Genomic DNA, 25282 nt, shown 5'->3' on the forward strand with positions numbered 1-25282 from the left:
GGGATCACTCAAGGACCGCCGCTGCGGCGGTATCGGTTGAGGTTATCGATTGCCCGGTGTTGATAGCTGACACCGCGACGACATGCGCGGCGCTCGATAGGTTCTTGAGATCTGCGGAACCCGTTCGGAGCAGTGAGGTGAGCTTTGCGAAGATGTCCTCACCTTCCTCGCAACCCACACCGAAATAGTTCGTGCCTACGACTGTATTCAGCGACCGTGCCAACTCTCCCAACTCCACTCCGACTTCCCGCGCCACTCTCGCTCGCTCCAGCCACAGCTCTTCGGTGGAGATGACGTCGTCGGACATGGCGGGCTCCCGGGTAGGCGGTTGTGGCTCCTATGGGGTTAGACGCACGGTAGCGCTGTTCGGTTCCATGACACGCCGAATCGGTCCAATTCGCTCGTAGTTCGTGAAAGCAGTCTGCTCCCGACCTCCGAGAGGGGAGGGCGGGAGCAGACAGGGGTCGGAGAGTCGCCGGTCAGTCGTGGCGGGTGGTGTCGATGCCGAGGTTCATGCCGGCGAGGCCGCGGCGTCGGACGGCGAGCTTCTCGGCGACGGCGCGCAAGGCCGATCCGGAGGCGGAGTCCGGCTGGGACAGGACCACCGGGGTCCCGACGTCACCGCCTTCGCGGAGCTGTTGTTCGAGCGGGATCTGGCCGAGGAGTTCGACGGGGGCTCCCACGGCGCGGGTCAGGCGCTCGGCGACGAGCTCGCCGCCGCCGGAGCCGAACGGCTCCATGCGGGAACCGTCGGGGAGTTCCATCCACGACATGTTCTCGACGACGCCGAGGATCTTCTGGCGGGTCTGCAAGGCGATGGCGCCCGCGCGCTCCGCGACCTCGGCGGCTGCCTGCTGCGGCGTGGTCACCACGAGGATCTCGGCACCCGGAATCAGTTGGGCGATGGAGATCGCGACATCGCCGGTGCCCGGCGGAAGATCGAGGAGGAGGACGTCCAGGTCGCCCCAGTAGACGTCGGCCAGGAACTGCTGCAGGGCGCGGTGAAGCATCGGGCCGCGCCAGGTGACCGGGGTGTTCCCGTCGGTGAACTGACCGATGGAGATGAAGCGCACGCCGTGGCTCTGCGGCGGCATGATCATCGACTCGACCTGGGTCGGCTTGGCGTCGGAGCCGAGCATGCGGGGCACGCTGTGGCCGTAGATGTCGGCGTCGAGGACACCGACGGACAGGCCCCGATCGGCGAGGGCCGTCGCCAGATTCACGGTGACGCTCGACTTGCCGACACCGCCCTTGCCGGACGCGATCGCGTACACGCGGGTCAGATTGCCGGGCTTGGAGAACGGGATCTCCGGTTCGGCACGATCGCCGCGCAGCTTCTTACGGAGTTCGGTGCGCTGCTCGTCGTTCATCACGTCGAGCTCGACACGCACCGCGCCGACGCCGGGGACGTCCGATACAGCGGTCGACACGCGGTCGGAGATCTCGGTGCGAAGCGGACATCCCGACGTCGTCAGATACACGCCGACGTCGACGCTGCCGTCGTCGCCGATGGCCACCGACTTCACCATGCCAAGATCGGTGATCGGTTTGCCGATCTCCGGGTCGGAGACCTTGCTGAGCGCCGAGCGGACAGCGGATTCGGTAGGGGTTCCGGCGGTAGTCACGACCCCAGTCTAGGCCCTGGGGCGAATCGTCCACTGCCCGCCTCACCCGCGCCGAGACGGCGTCCGGACTACTTGTTCGGTGCGGGCGCTGGAAGCACCGGAGGCGGCGGCAGGCAGATCGGTCCGAGGCACTGCGGCTTCGGGGTGGGCTTCGGCGTCGACTTCGGAGGAGTCGAGCGCGGCGTCGACGACTTCGGTGCGGTCGACTTGTCGCTGGACTTGTCGTCCTTCTTGTCGCCGGTCTTCGACGGCTTCTTCTTGTCGTCGTCCTTCTTCTTCGCGTCGTCGTCCTTCGGCGGGGTCGTCATCTCCGGGATCGGAGTGGTCGGCATGACGCCTGCCGCGTACGCTGCGGCCCAGCCGAGGACGTTGTTCGCATACGCGAGCGAATGGTTGTAACGCATTACCGCGGCGACCTTGTTCGACGCCGACATGATGTCGGTCATGCCCGCGCACAGGTAGCGCCCTGCCGAGTAGGTGGCGTCGAAGATGTTGTCCGGATCGGCCTTGCCGTCGCCGTTCGCGTCCGATCCCCACGCGGCCCACGTGCTCGGGATGAACTGCATCGGGCCCATGGCTCGGTCGTGGGTCTTGTCGCCGTCGAGCTTGCCGCCGTCGGTGTCGGTGATCGTCTCGTTGCCCGCGAGGGTTCCGTTGAGCACGGGGCCCCGGACCTTGGTGATCGAGTCGCCGAAGCTGTCGACGTTGCCGTTGCCCGCGTGCCCGGACTCGATGCGACCGATTCCGGCGAGCAGATACCAGGGAAGCTTGCACTGCGGAGACTCGGCCGCGACGCGCGTGGCAGCGAGCTTGTACGCCTTCAGCACGATTCCCGGGATGCCGAGCGGGCCGTCGGGAAGGTTCGCGGCGATGCGGAACTGGGCGGCGGCGTTCTTCGACTCGTCCTCGGGATCGGTGGGCGGTGCGAATCCGGTGAGCTGGCCCGCGGCGCCCGGAACCACCTGGGTCACATCGTCGACCGCGACCATCTCCGAATCGTCAGCGGTGAGGATCGACGGCCCGAGGTGCGCCGGGCCGTGAGCGGTGGGAATGGAACTCCCGCCGGCCGTCGCTCCACCGAGCATCACGGCACCGACGGCCACGGTGCCGACCCCCACGGCCAGGCCGCGTCGAGGCACGTGTGCCCTGCGCGGGCTGTGCCGAAAACTCATCCCCATGTTCGCGAACTCCAGTCGAGAGTCATTCGCGCGGTCCCTCCCGCGACTGTGAGCAAGCATACAGCCCGATCACTTCTGTTTCATATCGGATTCGTCCGAACCATCCGAGGGCGGCGTCTCGCGGAGCTTCGCCGCCACGCGTTCCGCGATCTCTTCGACGGCGTCCTCCAACTCGCGGCGCATGTAGTCGCGGGTCACGGTGTCGCCGACGGCGAGGCGGACCGCGGCGAGCTCCCGGGCCAGGAACTCGGTGTCGTCCTTGGTCTGCGCTGCTCGACGACGGTCCTCGTCGAGGGAGATGCGGTCTCGGTTCTCCTGCCTGTTCTGCGCGAGCAGAATCAACGGCGCGGCGTACGCGGCCTGTGTCGAGAACGCCAGATTCAACAGGATGAACGGATACGGATCCCATTCGAATGCGAAGACGCCGATGTTGAGGATGATCCAGACGACGACGATGATCGTCTGAATCGCCAGGTAGCGGCCGGTGCCGAGGAAGCGGGCGACCCGCTCGCTGTACACACCGACCACGTCGGAGTCGAGGTTGAACTGGAATCGGCGGACGCGGTCGGCGGGAGTGTCGAGATGGCGCGGGCTCATCGGGTCTGCCCTTCGTCGTCGTTCTCGCGCCAGTCACGGGGGAGCAGTGCATCGAGGAGGTCGTCGACGGCGACGGCGCCGAGAAGATGCGCGGCGTCGTCGACGACGGGTGCGCACACCAGGTTGTAGGTGGCGAAGAATCGCGTCATCGTCTCCAGTGAGTCCTCCGGATGCAGACGCGGCATCTCGGCGTCGAGGATGCCGCCGACCAGGTCGGCGGGCGGTTCCCGGAGCAGTCGCTGGATGTGCACGGCGCCCAGGAACTTGCCGGTCGGAGTGTTTGTCGGCGGACGCACGACGAACACCATGCTGGCCGCCGCCGAGTTGATGTCGGGGTCACGGATGCGTGCCAGCGCCTCGGAGACCGTCGCGTTGGCGGTCAGGATGAGCGGTTCGGGCGTCATGACACCGCCGGCGGTGTCGGGCGAGTGCAGCAGCAGGCGGCGCACCGACTCCGACTCCTCGGGGTCCATGCGCGACAGCAGCGCCTCGGCCTCGGAGGCCGGCAGTTCGGCGACGAGGTCGGCCACGTCGTCCGGGTCCATCGCCTCGAGGACGTCGCCCGCGCGTTCGGGTTTCAGGCTCGCGAGCACCTCGCTCTGATCGTCGGTCGGCATCTCTTGCAGGATGTCGGCCAGACGCTCGTTGTCGAGCGCGGCGGCGATCTCGTTGCGGCGCTTGTTCGGCAGCTCGCGCAACGCGTTGGCGACGTCGGCGGGACGCATCTTCTCGAACTGCGCGAGGGCGCGTTCGACGCCCTGACCGACGCGGGCCAGTTCGAGGCGGCTCATGCCGACCACATGCCGCCACTCGATGATCAGCGTGTCGCCGCGTCGGCGCAGCCCCTTGCGGGTCGCGCGGACCGCGACACGGCTGACCATCCAGTCGCGATTGCGGTTGCGTTCGATCGCGATGTCGACGACGGTCAGGTCGACCTCGTGCAGCTCGGGGTAGTCGGGGTCGTCTGTGCGCACCATGCTGTCGAGGACCTGGCCGACGGCGAGGGCCTCGTTCGGGCGCACGCTGAGCTTGCGGAGATTCACATGGCCGGTGGTGAGCGTGACCGCATCCGGCTCGATGCTCGTCACACGGAGCATCGGCACGAAGATGCGGCGGCGCGTCGTCAACTCGACGGCCAGCCCGAGCGCCCTCGGCTGCTGGCCGGGCAGATGCATCGAGATGACGACGTCGCGGACACGGCCGATCGATTCACCGTCCGGTCCGAGGACAGCGAGGCCGACTAGTCTGGCCACGTAGACCTTTTGGGCGGGCGTCATGCCTACAAGACTAGAAGTACACGGAAGCGATCGCCGGAGACGTCCGGGACAGGAGTGATACCGATGACAAATCCGATGCGCCAGACACCCGGTCTGCCGACTCCGCCGAAGGGCTGGCCGGTCGGCTCCTACGACACCTACGAGCAGGCCCAGCGAGCCGTCGACTACCTGTCCGACAACCAGTTCCACGTCGAGCACCTGACGATCGTCGGAGTCGACCTGATGCAGGTCGAGCGTGTGCTCGGTCGACTCACCTGGGGCAAGGTGATCGGCGGCGGACTCGTCTCCGGCGCCTGGCTGGGTCTGTTCCTGGGCATCCTGATCAGCTTCTTCTCCAGCGACAACATCTGGGTGCCCGTGGTGTACGGCATCGTCGCGGGCATGGTGTTCGGCCTGATCTCCGCGGCCATCCCGTACGCGGCGAGTCGCGGTCAGCGCGACTTCACCTCGTCGATGCAGCTGGTGGCCGGACGGTACGACGTCCTGTGCGATCCGAAGACGGCCGAGCAGGCCCGGGACATGCTCGCCAAGCTCGCTCTCTGATCGCCCTCGACGCGACACGTTCACACCTGTTGTGCGATGTGTCACTGCCCGGTGCGATACCCTAACTCGCACATCAGCTTTCATAGCTGATTCTCAGGGTAGGAGGGCATGGCGGAATGCGACCAACACGATCCGCGGCCGACGGGAACGGTGCATCGCCGCCGCGTCGACGTCGACTGCGAACAAGGATGTCGATCGCGTGCGTCGCGGCCGCGGCGGTCACGGCGCCGATGCTGACCGCATGCGGGTCCGACTACGACGCGGGCGTGATCAACATGTACGCCGCGGCCGACGGTTTCGACTTCATCACCGAGGTCGCGCAGCGATGCACCACCGACTCGAACGGTGAGTACTCCATCAAGGTCAACATGCTGCCGAAGGAAGCCGACATGCAGCGGCTCCAACTGGCGCGACGCCTGGCGGGCAACGACGCCGGACTGGACCTGATGGCCATGGACGTCGTCTGGACCGCGGAGTTCGCCGACGCGGGCTGGGCCGTACCGGTCCCGGACGACATCGCGACCAGGACCAGGGACACCAACCTCGCCGGACCGCTCGAGACCGTCGAGTGGAAGCGCTCCGACGACGCCGAGAAACGCCTCTACGCGATTCCGCTGTGGGCCAACACCCAGATGCTCTGGTACCGGCCGGAGCTGATGAACGACAAGCTCGACACCACCAAGGCGCCGACCACCTGGCAGGGCATGCTCGACGACGCCGCCGCCATCAAGGACGCGGGCGGCCCGGGAGCCATCCTTCTCCAGGCCAAGCAGTACGAGGGCCTCATGGTGTGGTTCAACTCGCTGCTGCAGTCGGCCGGTGGCCAGGTCCTGGACCCGAACGATCCGACGAAGGTCACCCTGACCGATACGCCGGAGCACCGGAAGGCCACCATCGAGGCGCTGACCGTGATGCGCCAGGTCGCGACCGCGCCCGGCGCGGACCCGTCGATCTCCAACTCCGACGAGGGCACCGCGCGTACCGATATGGAGGCGGGCAAGGGAGCCTTCGAGATCAACTGGCCGTTCGTGTTCGCGGGCATCAAGGAGAACGGCGCCGCGGGCGACGCCAAGATCACCGGCGACGCGCTGACCGGCTTCAAGGACGTCATCGACGCGACCGCCGACGATCCGACCGACCCGCGGGTCGCGACCGTCAACGACGCCACGCGCAAACTGTTCGACTTCGCCGCATACCCCGGCATCACCAGCGGCAAGACCGCCAAGTCGACGCCCGGCGGCTTCAACGTCGCCGTCGCCTCGACGTCGAAACAGCAGGACCTGGCGTTCAAGGCGGCGTCCTGCCTGACCGACGAGCAGGCGCAGAAGGTGTACGCGGTGCGCGGTGGAACCCCACCGACCATCGCATCGCTGTACGACGACGCCGACTTCCAGCTCGCCTACCCGATGTACAAGATCATCCGTCGCCAGCTCGACGAGGGCGCGGCACCGCGCCCGGCCACCCCGCGCTACCAGGACATGTCGACGGCGATCACCGCGACGTTGAGCCCGGTGGGCCAGTGGGATCCCGAGCGCAAGGCCGATGAACTGCAGAAGGTCGCGCAGGGCGCCATCGACGGGGAGGGGATCGTCCCGTGACTGACGACGACAACGATCAGCGGACCAACGCGGGCGGACTGACTCCGCACGGCGAGGGGCCGGACACCACGCCCGGTCGGCACGCGAGACCGGAGGACCGCGGCGACGAGCGGCCGGTCGAGAAGACCGGGCCCATCCCGACCGTCCACTCGGACGTCTGGGTGCCACCGAGCACGGCCTCGACCCCGCCGAGACAGCCGGAGACGCCGAGGCAGCCGGAGACGCCGAGACCGCCCGAGACGCCGAGGCAGCCCGTCGCTCCTCGCCCGGAACCGCGGCCGGCTCCCGCTCCGGCCGGCGGGTCGATGGCGATGTCGGACATCCTCGACGACCACCAGCCGACCCCGGCCGCCGCGACGGCCACCGCTACGACCGCACCGACGAAGAAGAAGAAGACGAAGGTCACCGGGCGCAAAGCGTCCGAGCGCCGTCTGGCCCTCCTCCTGGCCGGCCCCGCGGCTCTCGTGATGCTCCTCGTGACCGGGTATCCGATCGTCTACTCGTTCTGGCTGTCGCTGACCGATCAGAACCTGCGCGAACCCGACTCGGGCAGCTTCGTGGGATTCAGCAACTACGGCACGGTCCTCGGCAGCGGCTACTGGTGGACGGCCCTGTGGGTCACGGTCTACATCACCGTCATCTCGGTGATCATCGAGTTCATCCTCGGCATGGCCATCGCGATGGTGATGCACCGCGCACTGTTCGGCAGGGGACTGGTGCGCACCGTGGTGCTGATCCCGTACGGCATCGTCACCGTCGCCGCGGCCATCTCGTGGAAGTACGCGTGGACGCCCGGCACCGGCTACCTGGTGAACCTTCTACCGGACGGTTCCACTCCGCTGACGAGTCAGATGTCGGCGCTGTCGGTGGTCATCCTCGCCGAGGTCTGGAAGACGACGCCGTTCATGGCACTGCTGCTCCTGGCCGGCCTCGCGCTGGTTCCCGACGACCTGCTCAAGGCCGCGCAGATGGACGGTGCGGGCGCTTGGACGAGGCTGTTCAAGGTGATCCTGCCGCTGATGAAGCCCGCGATTCTCGTCGCGCTGCTGTTCCGCACGCTCGACGCGTTCCGCGTGTTCGACAACATCTACGTGTTGACCTCGGGCAACCACGACACCGGATCACTGTCGATGCTCGGCTACAACAACTTGTTCAAAGCGTTCAACCTCGGTGTCGGCTCGGCGATCAGCGTGCTGATCTTCTTGTGCGTCGCCGTGATCGCGGTGGTGTTCATCAAGGGATTCGGGGCCTCGGCACCCGGTTCCGACGACGAGGGGAGGTAGCGGGAGAATGAATACTCTCAATCGTCGCCGCGCCGGGTGGCTGATCGTCAACGTCCTGGTGGTCCTGTACGCGATCATCCCGCTGTGGTGGATCATCAGCCTGTCGTTCAAATCGACCGGCACCGTCACCGACGGGAACTTCATTCCCAAAGCGTGGACGATGGACAACTATCGTGCACTGTTCGCCGACGGCGTCCTGGCCACGCTCCTCTGGGTGATCCTCGGGATGATCATCGCCGCGGTCGTCCTCGCCGTGTTCATGCGGCTGCGTCGCAGTGCGATCGAGAACCACGATCGCTCGAAGACACAGGTCGCCACCGTCGGCGTCGTCGTCCTCTCGATCGGTCTGATCATCGCCTTCGTGTGGGGCATCATCATTCCGCTCACCGACGGCGGCACATTCGGACGACCGTTGATCAACTCGATCGGCATCGGCCTCATCGCCACGGTCATCGCCGTCGTCCTGGGCACCATGGCCGCGTACGCGATCGCCCGCCTGGAGTTCCCCGGTAAGAAGGTGCTCGTCGGCGCCGCCCTGCTGATCGCGATGTTCCCGCAGATCTCACTGGTGACGCCGCTGTTCAACATCGAGCGCAGCATCGGCCTGTTCGACACCTGGCCGGGCCTGATCCTGCCGTACGTGGCGTTCGCGCTGCCGCTGGCCATCTACACGTTGTCGGCGTTCTTCCGCGAGATCCCGTGGGAACTGGAGAAGGCGGCGCAGATGGACGGCGCCACTCCGGGGCAGGCGTTCCGACGGGTCATCGTCCCGCTGGCCGCGCCGGGCGTGGTCACCGCGTCGATCCTAGTGTTCATCTTCGCCTGGAACGACCTGCTGCTCGCGTTGTCGTTGACGTCCACCGATCGCGCGCAGACCGCGCCGGTCGCGATCGCCAACTTCACCGGTGTCAGTCAGTTCGAGGAGCCGACCGGCGCCATCGCCGCCGCGGCCGTCGTCATCACCATTCCGATCATCATCTTCGTGCTCTTCTTCCAACGCCGTATCGTGGCCGGTCTCACCTCCGGCGCCGTGAAGGGATAACCCATGGCCGACATCGTTCTGGACAAAGTCTCCAAGCAGTACCCGGACGGCTCGACGGCCGTGCACGGCATCGACCTGCAGATCGCCGACGGCGAGTTCATCATTCTGGTGGGCCCGTCCGGCTGCGGAAAGTCGACGACCCTCAACATGATCGCCGGACTCGAGGACATCACCTCGGGCGAACTGCGGATCGGCGGCGAGCGGGTCAACGAGACCGCGCCGAAAGACCGTGACATCGCGATGGTGTTCCAGAGTTATGCGCTCTACCCGCATATGAGCGTCCGCGAGAACATCGCGTTCCCGCTCAGCCTGGCCAAGGTGCCCAAGGCGGAGATCGCGCAGAAGGTCGACGAGGCCGCGCGCATCCTCGACCTGGGGGAGTACCTCGACCGCAGGCCCGCCAACCTGTCGGGCGGCCAGCGCCAGCGCGTGGCGATGGGCCGTGCGATCGTCCGCTCGCCCAAGGCCTTCCTGATGGACGAGCCGCTCAGTAACCTCGACGCCAAACTGCGCGTGCAGATGCGCACCGAGATCGCGAGCCTGCAGGCACGGCTGGGCACCACCACCGTGTACGTCACACACGACCAGACCGAGGCCATGACGCTCGGCGACCGCGTCGTGGTGATGCGCTCGGGTCACGTGCAGCAGGTCGGCTCGCCGCAGGAGCTCTACGACCACCCGGTCAACCTGTTCGTCGCCGGGTTCATCGGGTCGCCGTCGATGAACTTCATTCCGGGACACCTCACCGGCAGCGGGATCGACACCCAGTTCGGTCACGTCGAACTGCCCGACTACGACCAGGTGACCGGCCGTGCACGGGCCGTGGGCAGCAACGGCGAGGTCCTCTTCGGTATCAGGCCCGAGCACCTCGTCGACGCGGCACTGACGCACCCGGCGGAACTGGAGCGATTCCTGACCTTCGACATCTCCGTCGATCTCGTCGAGTCGATGGGTTCGGACAAGTACGTGTACTTCAATCTGAACGGTCCGCAGTCGGCCACGCAGGTCCTCGATCAGCTCGCCGAAGACCTCGGGTCGTCGACGGCGGGCGGTCAGAAGGTGGCACGGCTGACCCCGTACTCGCAGGCTCGACGCGGAGGCGCGCTGACGCTCGCGGTGAACCCGCAGCGGCTGCACGTGTTCGACACGGCGAGCGGTGCGGCCCTGCGGTAGCGGCCCCGCACATCGAGCGGAGTCGAGCCCCTGTTTCACTGGAGCCCATGAGTTCGTCTTCGGGATCGATCACCGATCGGGTGGTCGCGCATGTGTCCGGTGTCGTCGGATCGGAGCCTCAGCGAGCGTCGGTGACGTTCCTCGGCGTGGAGCCGATCGACGTGCTGCGGTTCGTCGACGGCGACGATCTCGTGTTCGCCACGGTCGGTTGTGCGCGTCATCCGATGCACGACCCGAACGACTTCGCTCCCGACCCGGTTCGCGGACCGCGCGCCGAGGCCGTGGTCCGGATGCGGGCGGTGTCGCCGCTGCCGGGTCTGCACAAGTCGCTGGCCATGCTGGCGGCCGCGCCCGCGGTGGAGGGGTTGATCCTCGCCGAGGACTCGCTCGTCGACCTGCAGGAACCGTTGTGGAACGGAGCGATCTGCTCGGCGTTCCTGCTGACGGCCGACACGATGCCCGACCTCGGGCTCGACGATCCCGCCGAACCGGTGCGTTTTCTGCGCGCCGTTCCGATCACGGCCAACGAGGCGGCGTGGGTGCGGTTGAAGGGCGCCGACGCGCTCCGGGAGGCATGGGCCGAAGCGGGCGTCGACGTGGCGGATCCGACGAGATCTGCGGTCACGCCCGGCTGAGCGACGCTGGTCGCGTCTACAGCCAGTGGTTGCGTCGCAGCGTGCGCCAGAGCGTGAAGCAGATGCAGACCATGATGAGCAGCAGGACCGGGTAGCTGTAGGTCCAGTGCAGTTCGGGCATGTTGTCGAAGTTCATACCGTAGATGCCCGCGATCGCGGTGGGGACGGCGGCGATCGCGGCCCACGACGAGATCTTGCGCATATCGGTGCTCTGCTGGATCGAGACCTTGGTGGCGGCGGCGTTCAGCAGGGTCGTCAGACGCTCGTCGTACTCGGCGATCAGATCGGTGGCGGTGGTCAGGTGGTCGGCGACGTCGCGGAAGTGCCGCCGGATCTCCTTGCCGTTCGCCGACATCGTCGGACTCTCGAATCGGACCGGCGACACGTCGAGCGTGTTCTTGTTCCCGGACAGCCGCGCAAGCGGCATGCCCAGCGGGTACACGGCGCGCTGCAGCTCCAGGACCTCTCGTTTGAACAGGTACACGACGTCGATGTCCACATCGCTCGACGTCGTGGAGAACACTCGCTCCTCGATCTCGTCGACGTCGGACTCCATGTCCGAGACCACGGCGAGATAGCTGTCGACCACCCGGTCGGCGACGGCGTGCACGACGGCCGACGGCCCGAGCTTGAGGTGGTCGGCCATGTGCTCGAGCCGCTGGCGCACACCGGTGAGGTGGGTGTGGTCGCCGTGCCGGACGGTGATCACGAAGTCGCGGCCGGCGAGCACCATGATCTCGCCGGTCTCGACGATGTCGTTGGCGACCTCCAACGAGTCGTGGTCGACGTAGCTGATCGTCCGCAGCACGAGGAACACCGTGTCGTCGTAGAGCTCGAGCTTCGGTCGCTGATGCGCGTGCACCGCGTCCTCGACCATGAGGGGATGCAGTCCGAATGCTTCGGCGACGTCGTTCATCTGGTGTTCGTCGGGGTGATGCAGGCCGAGCCAGACGAAGCCCTCGCCGGACTCGCGGACCTGCGTGAGCGCCCGCCGGAAGTCGTGCGAGCCGTGCCGCCGGACCCCGTCGACGTACACCCCGCAGTCGACGACCGCGCGCGCCGCCGGGACCGGGGGCGTCACAGTGTGACCCGTGTCGCGACCGGGTCCGCGGTTTCCCGGCTGCAGCATGCGTGGAATGGAGGGCATTACCGGGAGTCTACCGGCGACGACGCCGATCGGCCCGGCAGACGAGCAGGTGCCGTTACACTCGGTCGGTGCCGTTCGAACTCTCCGTCTACACCGCCACGGCGATCACCCTGATCGTCATCATGGACCCGCCCGGCCAGGTCCCGGTCTTCCTGTCGCTGGTCGGTCGACGGCCGCCCGAGTTCCGGCGCAAGGCGGCCTGGCAGGCGCCGCTGGTCTCGTTGTTCGTGATCTCGCTGTTCGCGGTCGGCGGCCGGGCGATCCTCGCCTACCTGCACATCGGGATCCCGGCCCTGCAGGGTGCGGGCGGACTGCTGCTTCTCCTGGTCGCGCTGCAACTGCTGACCGGTTCGGGGGAGCCGCGGACCGCGGCGTCGTCGGACGACGTGAACGTGGCGTTGGTGCCGCTGGGAACGCCGCTGCTGGCCGGACCGGGCGCGATCGCCGCGGTGATCGTCGCGGTCAGCGAAGGACACGGGGACATCGGCGCGTACACCGCGATCGGTGCGGCGATCCTGACCGCGCACGCGGTGGTGTGCCTTGCCCTGCTCTACTCGACGACTCTGATCCGCATCCTGAAGCCGGGTGGCATCACCCTGCTCGCGAAGATCGCCGGTCTGCTCCTCGCGGCGATCGCCGTCCAGCTCGTGGCGACATCGGTCATCGGATTCGCGGCGACGGCCTGACGCGGGCGGCGTCGGCTAACGTTGCATCCGATGGGCATTCAACGACGAATCACGACCGCACTCGTTGCGGGGGTCCTGGCCGCCGTCTCGCTCACGGCGTGCGCCGACGACCAACGGCCGCTGACGGTTGGTCACGGCGACTCGCCGGAGATGACGACCGCCGCCGCCGTGTACGCGGGCGCGCTCGCCCGCACCGGGATGGACGTCGAGACGCTGCCGCACGCGGAATCGCAGAAGGAGTTGCTCGACGGGGTGGCCTCCGGCGGCCTCGGGCTGTTCCCGGCGTTCACCGGCGACCTCCTGGTCCAACTGACGCCGGCACCGACGGCGATCAGCGCCGAGGACGTGATCGCCGACGTCAACCGATCCCTGCCGCAGCAGGTCGCCATCGGCGATCCCGCGTCGGTCTCGGACCGCTGGCAGGTGCTCGCGGGGCAGGATCTCAAGGAGCGGTCGGGCGTGGAGACGCTCGCCGACTGCGGGAGGTTCCCCGCCGACCTGCCGATCGTGGTGGTGCAGACTCCGTCGACATCGGTGCTCGACGCGATCGCCGGATGTCACCACGGCCCGGTGCGCAGCGTGCCGACCGTCGACGAACTGGTGACCCAGGTGCGAACGGGACGTGCGCTCGGCCTGGCGACGGCACTCGACACGGCGTCGGTGACCGATCTCGCCGGGGTACAGGCGCTCAAGTCCGACGGCCCGCCGATCGCGCAGGATCTCGTCCCGGTGTTCGCGAGTGGGCGATTCGAGAAGCCGCAGCTCAAGGCGCTCAGCCGGGTGGCCGGTGAACTCACGACAGCGGACCTCGCGCAACTCGTGCGCGAGGTCCGTGACGGTGGCTCCCCGCGCGCCGTCGCCGATCAGTGGCTGGCGACGCACGGGGTCTAGCAGCTCAGCTCCGGATCACTTGGAGAACTTCGAGAGTCCCCAACCGGTGAGCCGGGCGCCGACGGCCTGGTACTTCGATCCGACGAGCCGCACGGCCACGTCGAGCAGCTTGGCGTCGGCGCCGACGAGGACGCGAGCGTGCTCGCGTTCGACGGCTTTGATGATGATCTGCGCGGCCTTCTCCGACGAGGTGTTCGCCAGGTACTTGTCGAACAGCTCGGCCGTCGACTTCTGATCGTGATCGCCGGAGGTCGTCGCGTTGCGGGCGATCGCGGTCTTGATGCCGCCCGGATGCACACAGGTCACCTTGACCGGATGCTTGGCGATGATCATCTCCTGGTTGAGCGCCTCGGTGAAGCCGCGGACCGCGAACTTCGCCGAGTTGTAGGCGGCCTGCCCCGGCTCGGCGAGGATGCCGAACAGCGACGACGTGTTGACGATGTGACCGTCGCCCGAGGCGATGATGTACGGCAGGAACGCTTTGGTGCCGTTGACGACGCCCCAGTAGTCGACGTCCATGACGCGTTCGATGTCCTTGAACTCGGTCACCTCCACCTCACCGTGGTGCGCGATGCCCGCATTGTTGAAGATCGCGTTCACGGTGCCGTAGTGCGCGGCGACGGTGTCCGCGTACTCCAGGAACGCCTCGCGTTCGGCGACGTTCAACAGTTGCGAGTGCACCTGCGCGCCGGTGTCTTTCACCAGACGCTCGGTCTCGGCGAGCCCGTCCGCGTTCATATCGGAGATGGCGAGCTTGGCTCCTCGCTTCGCGAGCTGCACCGCGAGATCGCGGCCCATGCCGGACGCGGCGCCGGTGATGACGATGACCTTGTTGCGGAAGTCTTTCACAGCGGATTCTCGATTCTTCAGTCGTAGTCGGTCAGGCGCCGGGAGTCACGGCCAGTTCGGGCGAGACGCTGGGCGCCACGTCGTAGGCGGCGATGTCGAACTCGCGAGTCCTGTTGCGGAAGGTGAAGGTGAAGCCGGGCCACAGCGAGGTGATCTTTCCGTTCACGTCCTTGTACCAGGAGGCGCAGCCGCCGGTCTCCCACACGCTGTTGCGGAGAGTGTGCTGGAGTCGGTCGTTGTAACGGTCCTGTGCCTCGAGCTTGACCTCGGTGCGGCCGATGCCCGCGGCCCGGGTCTTGCGGATGTAGTCCACGAGGTAATTGAGCTGCGACTCGATCATGTAGACCATCGAGGTGTGGCCCAGACCCGTCGACGGTCCGACGAGCAGCATGAGATTCGGGAAGCCGTGGACGAACGAGCCCTTGTAGGCCTGCATGCCGCCGTCCTCCCAGACCTGTGCCAGGGAGCGGCCGCCGACGCCGTGGATGGTGGCGAACGCGGGGGAGTCGGTCACGTGGAATCCGGTGGCGACGACGATCACGTCGACGTCACGGGTCGTGCCGTCGTTGGTGACGATGCCGGTCTCGGTGACCTTCGCGATGCCGTCGGTCACCAGGTCGACGTTCGGGCGGTCGAGCGTCGGGTACCAGTCGTTGGACTTCAGGATGCGCTTGCAGCCGACGGCGAACGTCGGGGTCACGGCCTCGCGCAGCTTCGGATCTCGGATGCCGCGGAAGATATTGCCGCGGCAGATCGCCTCGACGGGCTTGAGTGCCTTGGGCGCGAAGGTCATCCCCGCGGCGACGAACTCGTTGGCGGAGTAGATGGTGCCGCGGATCAGGCTCTGCAGACCGGGGACGTTCTTGAACGCCCAGTTCTCGACCGACAGGTACGGGCGCTCGTTGCGCGGGATGATCCACGGAGCGGTGCGCTGGTAGACGTCCATGTGCTCGACCACCTTGCCCAGCTGCGGCACCGCCTGGATGGCGGACGCGCCGGTGCCGATGACGGCGACCCGCTTGCCCGCGAAGTCGAAGTCGGTGTCCCACCGTGCGGTGTGGACGATCTTGCCGCCGAACGCGTCGATGCCGTCGATGTCGGGGAGGTTGGGCTCGCAGAGCGGGCCGATGCCGCCGACGACGATGTTCGCGTGGATCGTGTGCGTGACTCCGTCGCGCTCGGCGGTGATGGTCCAGCGGGTGTTGTCCTCGTCCCATTCGGCACCGATCACGTCGGTGCCGAACCAGGTGCGGTCGGCGATCGCGTGCTCGTCGGCCACCTTGTTGATGTACCGGTGGATCTCCGGCTGATGCGAGTACGAGCGGGTCCACTCCGGGTTCTGGGCGAAGGAATAGGAGTACAGATGCGACGGCACGTCGCATGCGGCGCCCGGATACACGTTGTCGCGCCATGTGCCGCCGAAGTCGGCGCCGCGGTCGAGGACGAGGTAGTCCTCGACGCCGTTCTGGGCGAGCTTGATGGCTGCGCCGAGCCCGGAGAAGCCCGCGCCGATGATGGCGATCTCTACATCCTGCGTTGTCATGGTTCCTACGATAAGACGTTGTTGAACGTGAGTCAATAGCTAATTGAATAGTGGTCAATAGTGGCTTACGGTAGACGTATGACCTCTTCGAGAACGCGGATGAGTCCGGAGGCCCGGCGCCGCCAGCTCATCGACCTGGGTGTCGCGATGGCAGGCGAGCAACCTCTCGAGACCGTCACGATGGACGCGGTCGCCGACGCGGCAGGGGTGTCTAAGGGCCTGATCTTCCACTATTTCGAGTCGAAGGCCGACTTTCACCTGCAGGTGATCCGGGAACAGGCGCAGGTGATGCTCGACCGGACTGCGCCGCGTGACGACCTCGACGATGTGCTCGAGATCCTGCATTCCTCGGTGGCCGCGTACGTCGACTACGTGTCCGACAACGGTCAGGGATTCATCGGCGTGATCCGCGGTGCCGGGAGCGCGGACGCCGACATCCGCGACGTCGCCGACACCACGCGCGCGGTGATGAGCGAACGGATCCTCGAACGGGCGCCCGAACTGGGAATCGAGCGGTCGCCCGTGATCGAACTCGCGATCGCCGGGTGGATGTCGTTCGTGGAGGAGACCCTCGTCCGCTGGCTCGCCGATCCCACGGTCCTCACTCGCGATCAGCTCATCGCGGTACTGGTCGGGGCGCTGCCCGCCGTCGCGGGACTCGCGACGACGGCCGTCGCGATGGACTGACGCCGGCCTGGGAGCAGCACGCCTCGTGCATGCACGTGAGCCCGGGACCTCCTCGCGGAGGTCCCGGGCTACATGGGTCGGTCGGGCTACTCGAAGGCGGCGTCGACGATCTCGGCCTGCTCGACGGCGTGCACCTTGCTCATACCCGACGACGGCGCCGACATGGCGCGACGGGAGATGCGGCGCAGACGCCCCTGCAGTGCGGGGATCATCTCCGGCAGCCACAGGCCCAGGTACGGCCACGGCCCCTGGTTGGCGGGCTCCTCCTGAACCCACACGAAGTCGCTCGCGTTGGGGTAGTTCTCCAGGATGCGCGCCAGGCGGTGCTCGGGCACCGGGTACAGCTGTTCCACGCGGACGATCGCGACGTCGTCGCGGCCGTCCTTCTCCTGGCGGGCGGCCAGCTCGTAGTACAGCTTGCCGCTGACCAGCTGGACACGGGTCACCTTCGACGCGTCGGCGCCGTTCTTCTCGAACCTCGGATCGTCGATGATCGACTGGAACTTGCCGTCGGTGAAGTCCTCGATCGGTGAGACGGCCGCCTTGTTGCGCAGCATCGACTTCGGCGTGAACACCACGAGCGGACGGCTGATGCCGTCGTGGACGTGGCGACGCAGCAGATGGAAGTAGCTGGCCGGCGTCGACGGCAGCGCGACGGTCATCGAACCCTCGGCGCACAGCTGCAGGAAGCGCTCGATGCGACCCGACGTGTGGTCCGGGCCCTGGCCCTCGTGGCCGTGCGGCAGCAGCAGTACGACGTCGCTGCGCTGACCCCACTTGGCCTCACCGGAACTGATGTACTCGTCGATGATCGACTGCGCACCGTTGACGAAGTCGCCGAACTGGGCCTCCCAGAGGACGAGAGCGTCCGGGTTCGCGACGGCGTAGCCGTACTCGAAGCCGAGGACCGCATACTCCGACAGCGGGGAGTCGTACACCAGGAAGCGGCCGGTCGCGTCGTCGCCGAGGTGATTCAGCGGCGTGTACTCCGATCCGTTCTCCCGATCGATGAGGACCGAGTGACGCTGGGTGAACGTGCCGCGGCGTGAGTCCTGACCGGACAGGCGGACGGTGGTGCCCTCCTGGACCAGCGAGCCGAAGGCCATCAGCTCGGCGAACGCCCAGTCGACGTCGCCGTTGACGGGCATCTCGTGACGGCGCTTGATGACCGGCTTGACGCGCGGGTGCGGGGTGAAGCCCTCCGGCAGCTCGCCGAACGCGTCGCCGATCTGCTGCAGGCGCTCCTGCGGGACGGCGGTCACGAGGTTGGTGCGCAGGGTCTGCTCGGCCTCGACCGACGGCGACGCCTCCGGCGTGTAGCGGTCGAGCTCCTTGACCTCGACGAACACTCGCTCCAACTGGCCTTGGTAGTCGCGCAGCGCGTCCTCGGCCTCCTTGGTCGAGATGTCGCCACGACCGATCAGAGCCTCGGTGTAGCTCTTGCGGACGCCGCGGATGTTGTCGATCACGTCGTACATCGCCGGCTGCGTCATCGAGGGGTCGTCGCCCTCGTTGTGGCCGCGGCGGCGGTAGCAGACGAGGTCGATGACGACGTCGCGATTGAACGCCTCGCGGTAGTCGACGGCGAGCTTGGCGGCCCAGACACAGGCCTCCGGGTCGTCGCCGTTGACGTGCAGCACCGGTGCGCCGATCGACTTGGCGATGTCGGTGCAGTACTGGGTGGATCGCGAGTACTCGGGTGCGGTGGTGAAGCCGACCTGGTTGTTGACGACGATGTGGACGGTGCCGCCGGTGCGGTAGCCGTTCAGCATCGACAGGTTCAGCGTCTCGGCCACCACGCCCTGACCGGCGAACGCGGCGTCGCCGTGCAGCATGAGCGGCACGATGTTGAACTGCTTGTCCTCCTCGAGCACGTCCTGCTTGGCGCGGACGATGCCCTCCAGGACCGGGTCGACGGCCTCGAGGTGGCTCGGGTTGGCGGTCAGCGAGACGTTGATCTCGTTGTCGCCGAACATCTGGTAGTAGGTGCCCTCGGCGCCCAGGTGGTATTTGACGTCACCGGAGCCGTGGGTCTGCGCCTGGCCGAGGTTGCCCTCGAACTCGGTGAAGATCTTCGAGTACGGCTTGCCGACGATGTTGGCGAGCACGTTGAGGCGCCCGCGGTGCGGCATGCCGATGACGACCTCGTCCAGACCGTGGTCGGCCGAGCGGTCGATCACCGCGTCCATCATCGGGATGACGCTCTCGGCGCCCTCGAGCGAGAAGCGCTTCTGGCCGACGTACTTGGTGGCCAGGAAGGTCTCGAAGGCCTCGGCGGCGTTCAGCTTGGACAGAATGTACTTCTGCTCGGCCACCGGCGGCTTCACGTGCTTGATCTCGACGCGCTCCTGCATCCAGCGCTGCTGCTCCGGATCGAGGATGTGCGTGTACTCGACGCCGATGTGACGGCAGTACGCGTCGCGCAGCACCGACAGCACGTCGCGCAGCTTCATGGTGCTCTGACCGTGGAACCCGCCGACGTTGAAGGTGCGGTCCAGATCCCACAGGGTCAGGTCGTAGGTCAGGACGTCCAGGTCGGGGTGCGCGGCGCGCGCGTCGCTGCTCATCGACAGCGGATCGGTGTCGGCCATCAGGTGGCCGCGGCTGCGGTAGGCGGCGATCAGCTCGAGGACGCGCGCGTTCTTGTCGACGAGTCCGGCGGGGATGTCCCGACGCCAGCGGACCGGCTCGTACGGGACGTGCATCGCGGTGAAGATCTCGTCGTAGAACGAGTCGTCGAGGAGCAAGTGGTGGATCGTGCGCAGGAAGTCGCCCGACTCGGCGCCCTGGATGATCCGATGGTCGTAGGTCGACGTGAGGGTCATCAGCTTGCCGATGCCCATCTCGGCGAGCTGCTGATCGCTCGAGCCCTGGAACTCGGCCGGGTACTCCATGGCGCCCGCGCCGATGATCGCACCCTGGCCCGGCATCAGACGCGGCACCGAGTGAACGGTGCCGATGGTGCCCGGGTTGGTCAGCGAGATGGTGACGCCCGCGAAGTCGTCGGCGCCCAGCTTGCCCTCGCGGGCGCGGCGGACGATGTCCTCGTAGGCGGTGACGAACTCGCCGAAGTTCATGCTCTCGCAGCCCTTGATGGCGGCGACGACGAGCGTGCGGTCGCCGTTCTTGCCGGGCAGGTCGATAGCCAGACCGAGGTTGGTGCTCGCCGGGGTGATCACGTTCGGCTTGCCGTCGACGACGCCGAAGTGACGGTTCATGTTCGGGAACGACTTGATCGCCTGGACGATCGCGTATCCGAGGATGTGGGTGAAACTGATCTTGCCGCCGCGGGTGCGCGCGAGATGGTTGTTGACGACGATGCGGTTGTCGAACATCGCCTTGACCGGAACGGCGCGGACGCTCGTCGCGGTGGGGATCTCCAGCGACGAGGTCATGTTCCGCACGATCGCGGCCGCCGGGCCGCGCAGGATCTTCTTCTCGTCTTCGCTCGGAGCGTTCTCGGTCTTGGGCGCCGCGGCGGGGCGAGACGCTCCGCCCGCGGCCTTGGTGGCCGCGGCCTCGCGGGTCGGCGCCGGGGTGCGAGCCGGCGCGGGGGTGCGTGCGGGCTCGGCGTCGAGCGTCACGGCCTGCTTCGGCGGAACCACCGCGGCCGGCTGTGCCGGTGCGGGTCGCGCCGGTGCGGGCTGCGCAGGGGGCGCGGCCGGGGGTGAGGCGGGTGCCGTGCCGTTCGTCGGACTGTAGTTCTTCAGTACTTCATGCCAGCTCGGATCCACGGAAGAGGGATCGGTCTTGAATCGCTGGTACATTTCTTCGACCAGCCATTCGTTCTGCCCGTAATCGGACTCAGAAATCGAACTGCTCACAGCGTTGTCTCGCCTCAATTCACCCAGTGCTTTTGTCTCTGGCCGCGTCGGCGAGGTCGGTCTTATGGACGTACTCGCCAGCCAGTTCTATAGACTACGCGGCTGCGTTCATCGTCGTCGCCTTCAGGTGACGATGGAGGCCCAGGTCACTCTCGTGTGGCGGATATCATAGGTCCGTCGGCCTCGGAATCGGGGGAGACGCCCGCATCCCAAAGCCGACGATACGGCCCGTGCGCCTGGTAGAGGCCGTCGTGGTCGCCGTATTCGACGATGCGTCCGGCGTCCACCACGGCGATCTTGTCGGCCCGTGCGGCGGTCGCGAGGCGGTGCGCGACGATCACACTGGTTCGGCGCGCCGCCAGGGCGTCGCCCGCGGCGAGGACCTGTGCCTCGGTCGCCTGATCGAGCGTCGCGGTGGCCTCGTCGAGCAGGATGAGGTCGGGTTCGACGAGTTCGGCCCGGGCGAGCGCGATCAGCTGCCGCTGCCCCGACGAGAGACTGCGACCACGCTCGGACACGGCGTGTTCCATGCCGCCGGCGAGCCCGGCGATCATCGACGCCGCGCCGACCCGCCGCGCCGCGTCGGCGATCTGCTCGCGGGTGGCGTTCGGACGGCCGAACGCGATGTTGTCGGCGACCGTCCCCGCGAACAGGTGCGGCTCCTGCGGAACCACGCCCAGCCGGGATCGGTACGGCGCGATGCCGATGTCGCGTAGGTCGATGCCGTCCATGCGGACGTGTCCGGAGGTCGGATCGTAGAACCGGGCGAGCAGTTTGACGACGGTCGACTTGCCTGCGCCGGTGGCGCCGACGAGGGCCAGCGAGGTGCCCGGCTCCACATGCAGGTCGACGTCGGTCAACGCGTCCCGGTCGGCGCCGCGGTAGCGGAATCCGACGTGCTCGAGGCGGACGTCGCCGGTGAACGACGCCCCGTCGCCGCTCCGCGCTCGCGGATTGTCCACCAGCGTGGTCGGCGTGGTGACGAGATCGCGGATGCGCTGCAGGCCGACGGCGGCCTGCTGGTAGCCGTCGAACACCGTGGTGAGCTGTTGGACGGGGCCGAACAGCATCGCCAGATAGAGGACGAAGGCGACTAGAGTCCCCGGCTGGAGCCCCCCGTTCGCGATCTGATGCGCACCGACGCCGACGGCCACCGCGGTGGCGAGGTCGGCGCAGAATTGGATGAAGGGGAAGTACGTCGCGACGGCCTTCTGCGAGGTCATCCGTGCGCGGTACCAGGCCTGCGAGCGGTCGGCGAACTCGGCGACGGCCACCGGGAGGTGTCGGTAGCCGCGAGTGGTCGACAGCCCGGCGATGTTCTCCTGGAAGTCGGCGTTCACCGCCGACACCAGCTCGCGCGTCCGGGTGTACGCGCGCGAGGAGATGCGGCGGAACACGATCGTCGCGATCAGTAGGACCGGGAAGATCGCGATCACCGCGAGAGCCACCTCCCAATCGGTGATCATCAGGGCGACGAGGACGCCGACGAGTGTCAGCAGGGAGACGACGGCCGACGACAGCCCCGTCTGCAGGAAGCCCGACAGCGCGTCGACGTCGGTGGTCATGCGGGTCATGATGCGACCGGACAGTTCGCGCTCGTAGTAGTCGAGGCCGAGCCGCTGCAGATGGGCGTAGGTGCGGATGCGCAGCGAGTACAGGACGCGTTCGCCCGCGCGGGCGGCGACGATCGTGTTGATTCGGCCGGCGACGGCGCCGATCGCGACGAGTCCGACACCGAATCCGGCGGCGGCCAGGACCACTCCGTCGGTGTGGGCGTCGAGGACGTGGCGCGCGATGGACGGGAAGGCGAGTCCGACGAGGGTGTCGACGGCGATCGTCGCGATCAACACGACGAGCAGCGCACGCACCGGGCGCAGGATCTGCACGAGTCCGAACGTGGGGCGTTCGGCGCGGGCGGCGGCCTCGTCGACGTCGGGATCCTCGTCGGCGGCCGGCAGCGCGGCGACGGCCGCCTCGATCTCGGGAGTGGCGGGCATCGCGCCGAGCGCACTGGTCATCGGCCCGCCACCGGTGCGTGCGCCGGTGGCGGCCGAACTCGGCGCCTGCAGGACGTGTCGTCGATCGACGGCGTCGGCGTCGCCGGGCCACAGATCCTCGACGGTCAGTGCGGCCTGTCGGTCGAGTTCCGGGTCGGCGGCCGCCTCGGTCGGTCGGGCCGGTGCCATCAATCGGGTGAACTCGGGGCTGCGGGCGGCCAGCTCGTCGACGGTGCCGATGTCGGTGACGCGTCCGTCGGACAGGACGGCGACGCGATCGGCGATCGTCAGGGTGGACGCCCGATGGGCCAGGACGAGCATGGTGGACCCGTCGTCACGCAGTCGCCGCAGAATGCGCGCCTCGGTGACGGCGTCGACCGCCGAGGTGGCGTCGTCGAGCACCCGGACGCGGGCGGGTGCGTACAGCGCCCGCGCCAGGGCGACGCGTTGGCGCTGCCCGCCCGAGAGGGTGAGCCCTCGTTCGCCGACGGACGTGTCGTAGCCGTCGGCCAGCGCGGCCGCGAAGTCGGCGGCCGCGGCGTGGGCGGCGGCCTCGACGGCCGGGCGGTCGGCCGGCGACTCCGGATACGGACCCAGTGCGATGTTCGCGGCGATGCTGTCCGAGTAGAGGAACGGCTCGTCGTCGACGACGGCCACGACCTCGGCGAGCGTGTCCGGGTGCAGATCACCGATGTCGACCGCGCCGTCGACGCCGGTCAGGGCGACGGACCCGGAATCGGGCCGATAGGTGCCCGCGACGAGTTCGGCGAGCGTCGACTTGCCGGAGCCGGGACCGCCGACGACCGCGACGCACTCGCCCGGGGCGATCGTCAGGTTCAGTCCGTCGAGTACGGGCGTCGTGTCGTATGCGAACCGCACGTCGGTGAAGGAGACGCCGACCGGACCGTCGGGAGCGGTGCCGTCGGCCTGGTACGCGGGGTCGCGCGGATGGTCGATCACGTCCTGGACGCGGGTCACCGAGGCCTTCGCCAGTTGGGCGTTGACGATGAGGTTGGTCAGGATCCGAGCGAGCCCGGTCATCGTCGCGAGGTAGGTGGAGAACGCCAGGAAGGTGCCCGCCGTGATCGAGCCGCGCAGCGTGAGCCAGCCGCCGACGCCGATCACCAGCACGGTGCCCAGCTGGGGGACGGCGGTCATCGCCGGAGTGAACAGCGCGCTGAGCCGGGCCGTGCGCAGCTTCTCCCGGAACAGTCGCGCGCTCAGGTCGGCCAGCCGGTCGGTGACCCGCGACTCCTGGCCGAAGCCCTTCACCACGCGCACGCCGGTCACGGTCTCCTCGACGTGCCCGGCGACGTCGGCCGCGGCCTGTTGCGCCGACCAGGTGGCCGCGAAGAGGCGACGTCGACTCGCGTAGACGAGCAGGGTCAGCATCGGAACGACGGCGACGGCGATCGCGGTGAGCAGCGGCGAGAGCCACGCCATGACCGCGAACGCGAGCACGGCCTGCACGGCACCGCCGAGTGCCAGCGGCGCCATGGCCAGCAGTCCCTGCACGATCTGCAGATCGGAGATCGAGCGCGAGACGATCTGGCCGGTGCGGATCTGGTCGCGGGAACGTCCGTCCAGATGCAGGAGGGTGTCCAGGAGGGCGCGTCGCAGCCGGTCCTGGACTCCGATCGCGACGGCTCCCGCCGTCATCCGGCGGCCGAACTGACACGCGTAGCGGAGGAACGCGGCGACGACCAAGGCGATCACCAGGACACCCAGGCTCACGTCCGGTGCACTCGGCTCCCCGGTCGCGAGGTCGACGGCCGCGCGCGACACCAGCGGCACGGTGAGGTCGACGGCGACGGCGCCGAGGGTGGCGACGACGGTCGCGATCGCCAGACCGCGGCGTGCGAATGCGGCGGAGACGAGGCCCGCGATCGCGCCCCGCCCGGTCAGTTGGCTCCCTCGATCCTCGCGTTCGGTTCCACCGCGCCGTCGACGACGGTCAGCCAATGCCGGGGCGGCGCACCGAAGGCGGCTCGGGCGTTGCGGATCACCGTGGTGCCGAGCGCGCGGTTGCCGACACCGCCTATCACGGCGCCGATCCCGCCCGGCAGCACCTTGCCGAACATGACCGGTGCCTTGCCGAGAGTGAACTTCTTGACGAACCGGTTGGTCAGAGCCTTGTTGATGGTGGCGAGGTTCGCGCCGGGGATGCCGGGCAGGCCCAGCTGCGCCATCGCGGTTCGGCTGCTTGGACCGAGGGTCTTGCCGACGATGCCGACGCCCTCCTCGCCGAGGGCCACGGCCAGAACCAGTGCGCGACGACGGTCGTGCTGGGTCGGGGCGATGCCGTGTACGTCGGCGATCGCGAGCGCGAGGAGAGCGGAGGCCTCGATGAAGAAGACGGTCTCGGCCGACATCGCGCCGATCGCGGTGACCGTGCCGACGCCGGGGACCGCCGCGGCGGCGCCGACTGCGCCGCCGGATGCGGTGACCGTGGTCAGGTAGTGCTTCTCCAGACGCCGGATGATCGCCTCCGGCGAGTCACCCGGGTGCTTGCGTCGAACGCTCTGGACGTACCGGGCGACGGCGGGCTGTTGCAGTCGCTGCGCCTTGTCGACCAGCGTCGTCACGACGAGTCCGGGGGAACGTCCCGACGGCCGATCGGCGTCGGCGGGGAGGCTGGACGTCCGGGTGGCGACGTCTGTGGACTTCTTGGATCCGAACATTCTGTCGTCCTCTCTCCGGTCGGTGC

General features: G+C 67.9%; 20 protein-coding genes. 9 read left to right on the forward strand and 11 right to left on the reverse strand.

Going from position 1 to position 25282, the window contains the following annotated elements:
- Positions 1–4: 4 nt before the first annotated feature.
- From BKA16_RS11470 to BKA16_RS11490, 5 genes are all read right to left on the reverse strand, one after another.
- Positions 5–307, reverse strand: coding sequence for a hypothetical protein (locus BKA16_RS11470; protein WP_183370786.1), 303 nt, complete (start codon positions 305–307; stop codon positions 5–7).
- A 172-nt stretch (positions 308–479) separates the two neighbouring features.
- Positions 480–1625, reverse strand: a complete 1146-nt coding sequence (locus BKA16_RS11475) for a P-loop NTPase (RefSeq protein WP_183370787.1) — start codon at positions 1623–1625, stop codon at positions 480–482.
- Positions 1626–1693: 68 nt separating this feature from the next.
- Positions 1694–2803, reverse strand: a complete 1110-nt coding sequence (locus BKA16_RS11480; RefSeq protein ID WP_183370788.1) for a lytic transglycosylase domain-containing protein — start codon at positions 2801–2803, stop codon at positions 1694–1696.
- A gap of 69 nt (positions 2804–2872) precedes the next feature.
- Entirely contained in the window at positions 2873–3400 is a 528-nt protein-coding gene (locus BKA16_RS11485) for a DUF1003 domain-containing protein (protein WP_183370789.1), read from the reverse strand.
- Positions 3397–4677 carry a magnesium transporter MgtE N-terminal domain-containing protein gene (locus BKA16_RS11490; protein ID WP_183370790.1) on the reverse strand — a complete coding sequence of 427 codons (1281 nt, stop codon included), beginning with the start codon at positions 4675–4677 and terminating at the stop codon, positions 3397–3399. The genes BKA16_RS11485 and BKA16_RS11490 overlap by 4 nt, the downstream gene beginning before the upstream one ends.
- A gap of 63 nt (positions 4678–4740) precedes the next feature.
- On the opposite strand from BKA16_RS11490, the gene BKA16_RS11495 reads away from it, so the two are divergent.
- The 6 genes from BKA16_RS11495 (at position 4741) to BKA16_RS11525 (ending at position 10951) form a co-directional block, all read left to right on the forward strand.
- Positions 4741–5220, forward strand: a complete 480-nt coding sequence (locus tag BKA16_RS11495; protein WP_183370791.1) for a YflT domain-containing protein — start codon at positions 4741–4743, stop codon at positions 5218–5220.
- 188 nt (positions 5221–5408) lie between these two features.
- Positions 5409–6818, forward strand: a complete 1410-nt coding sequence (locus BKA16_RS11500; RefSeq protein ID WP_183370792.1) for an extracellular solute-binding protein — start codon at positions 5409–5411, stop codon at positions 6816–6818.
- Positions 6815–8101 carry a carbohydrate ABC transporter permease gene (locus BKA16_RS11505; protein ID WP_343067383.1) on the forward strand — a complete coding sequence of 429 codons (1287 nt, stop codon included), beginning with the start codon at positions 6815–6817 and terminating at the stop codon, positions 8099–8101. Before BKA16_RS11500 ends, BKA16_RS11505 begins: the two co-directional genes overlap by 4 nt.
- A 7-nt stretch (positions 8102–8108) precedes the next feature.
- Entirely contained in the window at positions 8109–9143 is a 1035-nt protein-coding gene (locus tag BKA16_RS23885; protein WP_246371735.1) for a carbohydrate ABC transporter permease, read from the forward strand.
- 3 nt (positions 9144–9146) lie between these two features.
- Positions 9147–10316, forward strand: a complete 1170-nt coding sequence (locus BKA16_RS11520) for an ABC transporter ATP-binding protein (protein WP_183370793.1) — start codon at positions 9147–9149, stop codon at positions 10314–10316.
- A 47-nt stretch (positions 10317–10363) separates the two neighbouring features.
- A complete protein-coding gene (locus BKA16_RS11525) occupies positions 10364–10951 on the forward strand; it encodes a suppressor of fused domain protein (RefSeq protein WP_183370794.1) in 588 nt (195 codons plus the stop codon).
- A gap of 16 nt (positions 10952–10967) precedes the next feature.
- On the opposite strand, the gene BKA16_RS11530 is transcribed toward BKA16_RS11525, so the two are convergent.
- On the reverse strand, positions 10968–12098 hold the full coding sequence (locus tag BKA16_RS11530) for a magnesium and cobalt transport protein CorA (protein ID WP_183370795.1): 1131 nt from the start codon (positions 12096–12098) through the stop codon (positions 10968–10970).
- A 68-nt stretch (positions 12099–12166) separates the two neighbouring features.
- Between BKA16_RS11530 and BKA16_RS11535 the strand changes: the two genes are divergently transcribed.
- Positions 12167–12784 carry a MarC family protein gene (locus tag BKA16_RS11535; protein WP_183370796.1) on the forward strand — a complete coding sequence of 206 codons (618 nt, stop codon included), beginning with the start codon at positions 12167–12169 and terminating at the stop codon, positions 12782–12784.
- Positions 12785–12814: 30 nt separating this feature from the next.
- Positions 12815–13675 (forward strand): glycine betaine ABC transporter substrate-binding protein, encoded by an 861-nt coding sequence (locus BKA16_RS11540; protein ID WP_183370797.1) that lies wholly within the window; start codon positions 12815–12817, stop codon positions 13673–13675.
- A 15-nt stretch (positions 13676–13690) separates the two neighbouring features.
- Here the strand turns inward: BKA16_RS11540 and BKA16_RS11545 are convergent, their stop codons facing one another.
- Both BKA16_RS11545 and BKA16_RS11550 read right to left on the reverse strand, forming a co-directional pair.
- Positions 13691–14524, reverse strand: coding sequence for an SDR family NAD(P)-dependent oxidoreductase (locus tag BKA16_RS11545; RefSeq protein ID WP_183370798.1), 834 nt, complete (start codon positions 14522–14524; stop codon positions 13691–13693).
- Between the two features lie 31 nt (positions 14525–14555).
- A complete protein-coding gene (locus BKA16_RS11550) occupies positions 14556–16067 on the reverse strand; it encodes a flavin-containing monooxygenase (protein ID WP_183370799.1) in 1512 nt (503 codons plus the stop codon).
- Positions 16068–16145: 78 nt separating this feature from the next.
- Here BKA16_RS11550 and BKA16_RS11555 point away from each other — a divergent pair, with 78 nt between their 5' ends.
- The gene (locus BKA16_RS11555) at positions 16146–16754 is read left to right on the forward strand and encodes a TetR/AcrR family transcriptional regulator (RefSeq protein WP_183370800.1); all 609 of its coding nucleotides are present in this window, start codon (positions 16146–16148) and stop codon (positions 16752–16754) included.
- A gap of 86 nt (positions 16755–16840) precedes the next feature.
- On the opposite strand, the gene BKA16_RS11560 is transcribed toward BKA16_RS11555, so the two are convergent.
- The 3 genes from BKA16_RS11560 to BKA16_RS11570 form a co-directional block, all read right to left on the reverse strand.
- A complete protein-coding gene (locus tag BKA16_RS11560) occupies positions 16841–20578 on the reverse strand; it encodes a multifunctional oxoglutarate decarboxylase/oxoglutarate dehydrogenase thiamine pyrophosphate-binding subunit/dihydrolipoyllysine-residue succinyltransferase subunit (protein WP_183370801.1) in 3738 nt (1245 codons plus the stop codon).
- A gap of 146 nt (positions 20579–20724) precedes the next feature.
- Positions 20725–24480 (reverse strand): ABC transporter ATP-binding protein, encoded by a 3756-nt coding sequence (locus BKA16_RS11565; protein ID WP_183373022.1) that lies wholly within the window; start codon positions 24478–24480, stop codon positions 20725–20727.
- Positions 24477–25256 carry a hypothetical protein gene (locus BKA16_RS11570; RefSeq protein ID WP_246371737.1) on the reverse strand — a complete coding sequence of 260 codons (780 nt, stop codon included), beginning with the start codon at positions 25254–25256 and terminating at the stop codon, positions 24477–24479. The genes BKA16_RS11565 and BKA16_RS11570 overlap by 4 nt, the downstream gene beginning before the upstream one ends.
- Positions 25257–25282: the final 26 nt, after the last annotated feature.

This window comes from Gordonia humi (assembly GCF_014197435.1).
Taxonomy (GTDB): Bacteria; Actinomycetota; Actinomycetes; order Mycobacteriales; family Mycobacteriaceae; genus Gordonia; species Gordonia humi.

What these genes read in the sequence shown, in the direction of transcription:
- BKA16_RS11470 (WP_183370786.1), bottom strand. Translation starts at nt 307, where the DNA reads ATGTCCGACGACGTCATCTCCACCGAAGAGCTGTGGCTGGAGCGAGCG.
- BKA16_RS11495 (WP_183370791.1), top strand. Translation starts at nt 4,741, where the DNA reads ATGACAAATCCGATGCGCCAGACACCCGGTCTGCCGACTCCGCCGAAG.
- BKA16_RS11530 (WP_183370795.1), bottom strand. Translation starts at nt 12,098, where the DNA reads ATGCCCTCCATTCCACGCATGCTGCAGCCGGGAAACCGCGGACCCGGT.
- BKA16_RS11480 (WP_183370788.1), bottom strand. Translation starts at nt 2,803, where the DNA reads ATGGGGATGAGTTTTCGGCACAGCCCGCGCAGGGCACACGTGCCTCGA.
- BKA16_RS11500 (WP_183370792.1), top strand. Translation starts at nt 5,409, where the DNA reads ATGTCGATCGCGTGCGTCGCGGCCGCGGCGGTCACGGCGCCGATGCTG.
- BKA16_RS11525 (WP_183370794.1), top strand. Translation starts at nt 10,364, where the DNA reads ATGAGTTCGTCTTCGGGATCGATCACCGATCGGGTGGTCGCGCATGTG.
- BKA16_RS11520 (WP_183370793.1), top strand. Translation starts at nt 9,147, where the DNA reads ATGGCCGACATCGTTCTGGACAAAGTCTCCAAGCAGTACCCGGACGGC.
- BKA16_RS11485 (WP_183370789.1), bottom strand. Translation starts at nt 3,400, where the DNA reads ATGAGCCCGCGCCATCTCGACACTCCCGCCGACCGCGTCCGCCGATTC.
- BKA16_RS11570 (WP_246371737.1), bottom strand. Translation starts at nt 25,256, where the DNA reads ATGTTCGGATCCAAGAAGTCCACAGACGTCGCCACCCGGACGTCCAGC.
- BKA16_RS11540 (WP_183370797.1), top strand. Translation starts at nt 12,815, where the DNA reads ATGGGCATTCAACGACGAATCACGACCGCACTCGTTGCGGGGGTCCTG.
- BKA16_RS11550 (WP_183370799.1), bottom strand. Translation starts at nt 16,067, where the DNA reads ATGACAACGCAGGATGTAGAGATCGCCATCATCGGCGCGGGCTTCTCC.
- BKA16_RS23885 (WP_246371735.1), top strand. Translation starts at nt 8,109, where the DNA reads ATGAATACTCTCAATCGTCGCCGCGCCGGGTGGCTGATCGTCAACGTC.
- BKA16_RS11555 (WP_183370800.1), top strand. Translation starts at nt 16,146, where the DNA reads ATGACCTCTTCGAGAACGCGGATGAGTCCGGAGGCCCGGCGCCGCCAG.
- BKA16_RS11490 (WP_183370790.1), bottom strand. Translation starts at nt 4,677, where the DNA reads ATGACGCCCGCCCAAAAGGTCTACGTGGCCAGACTAGTCGGCCTCGCT.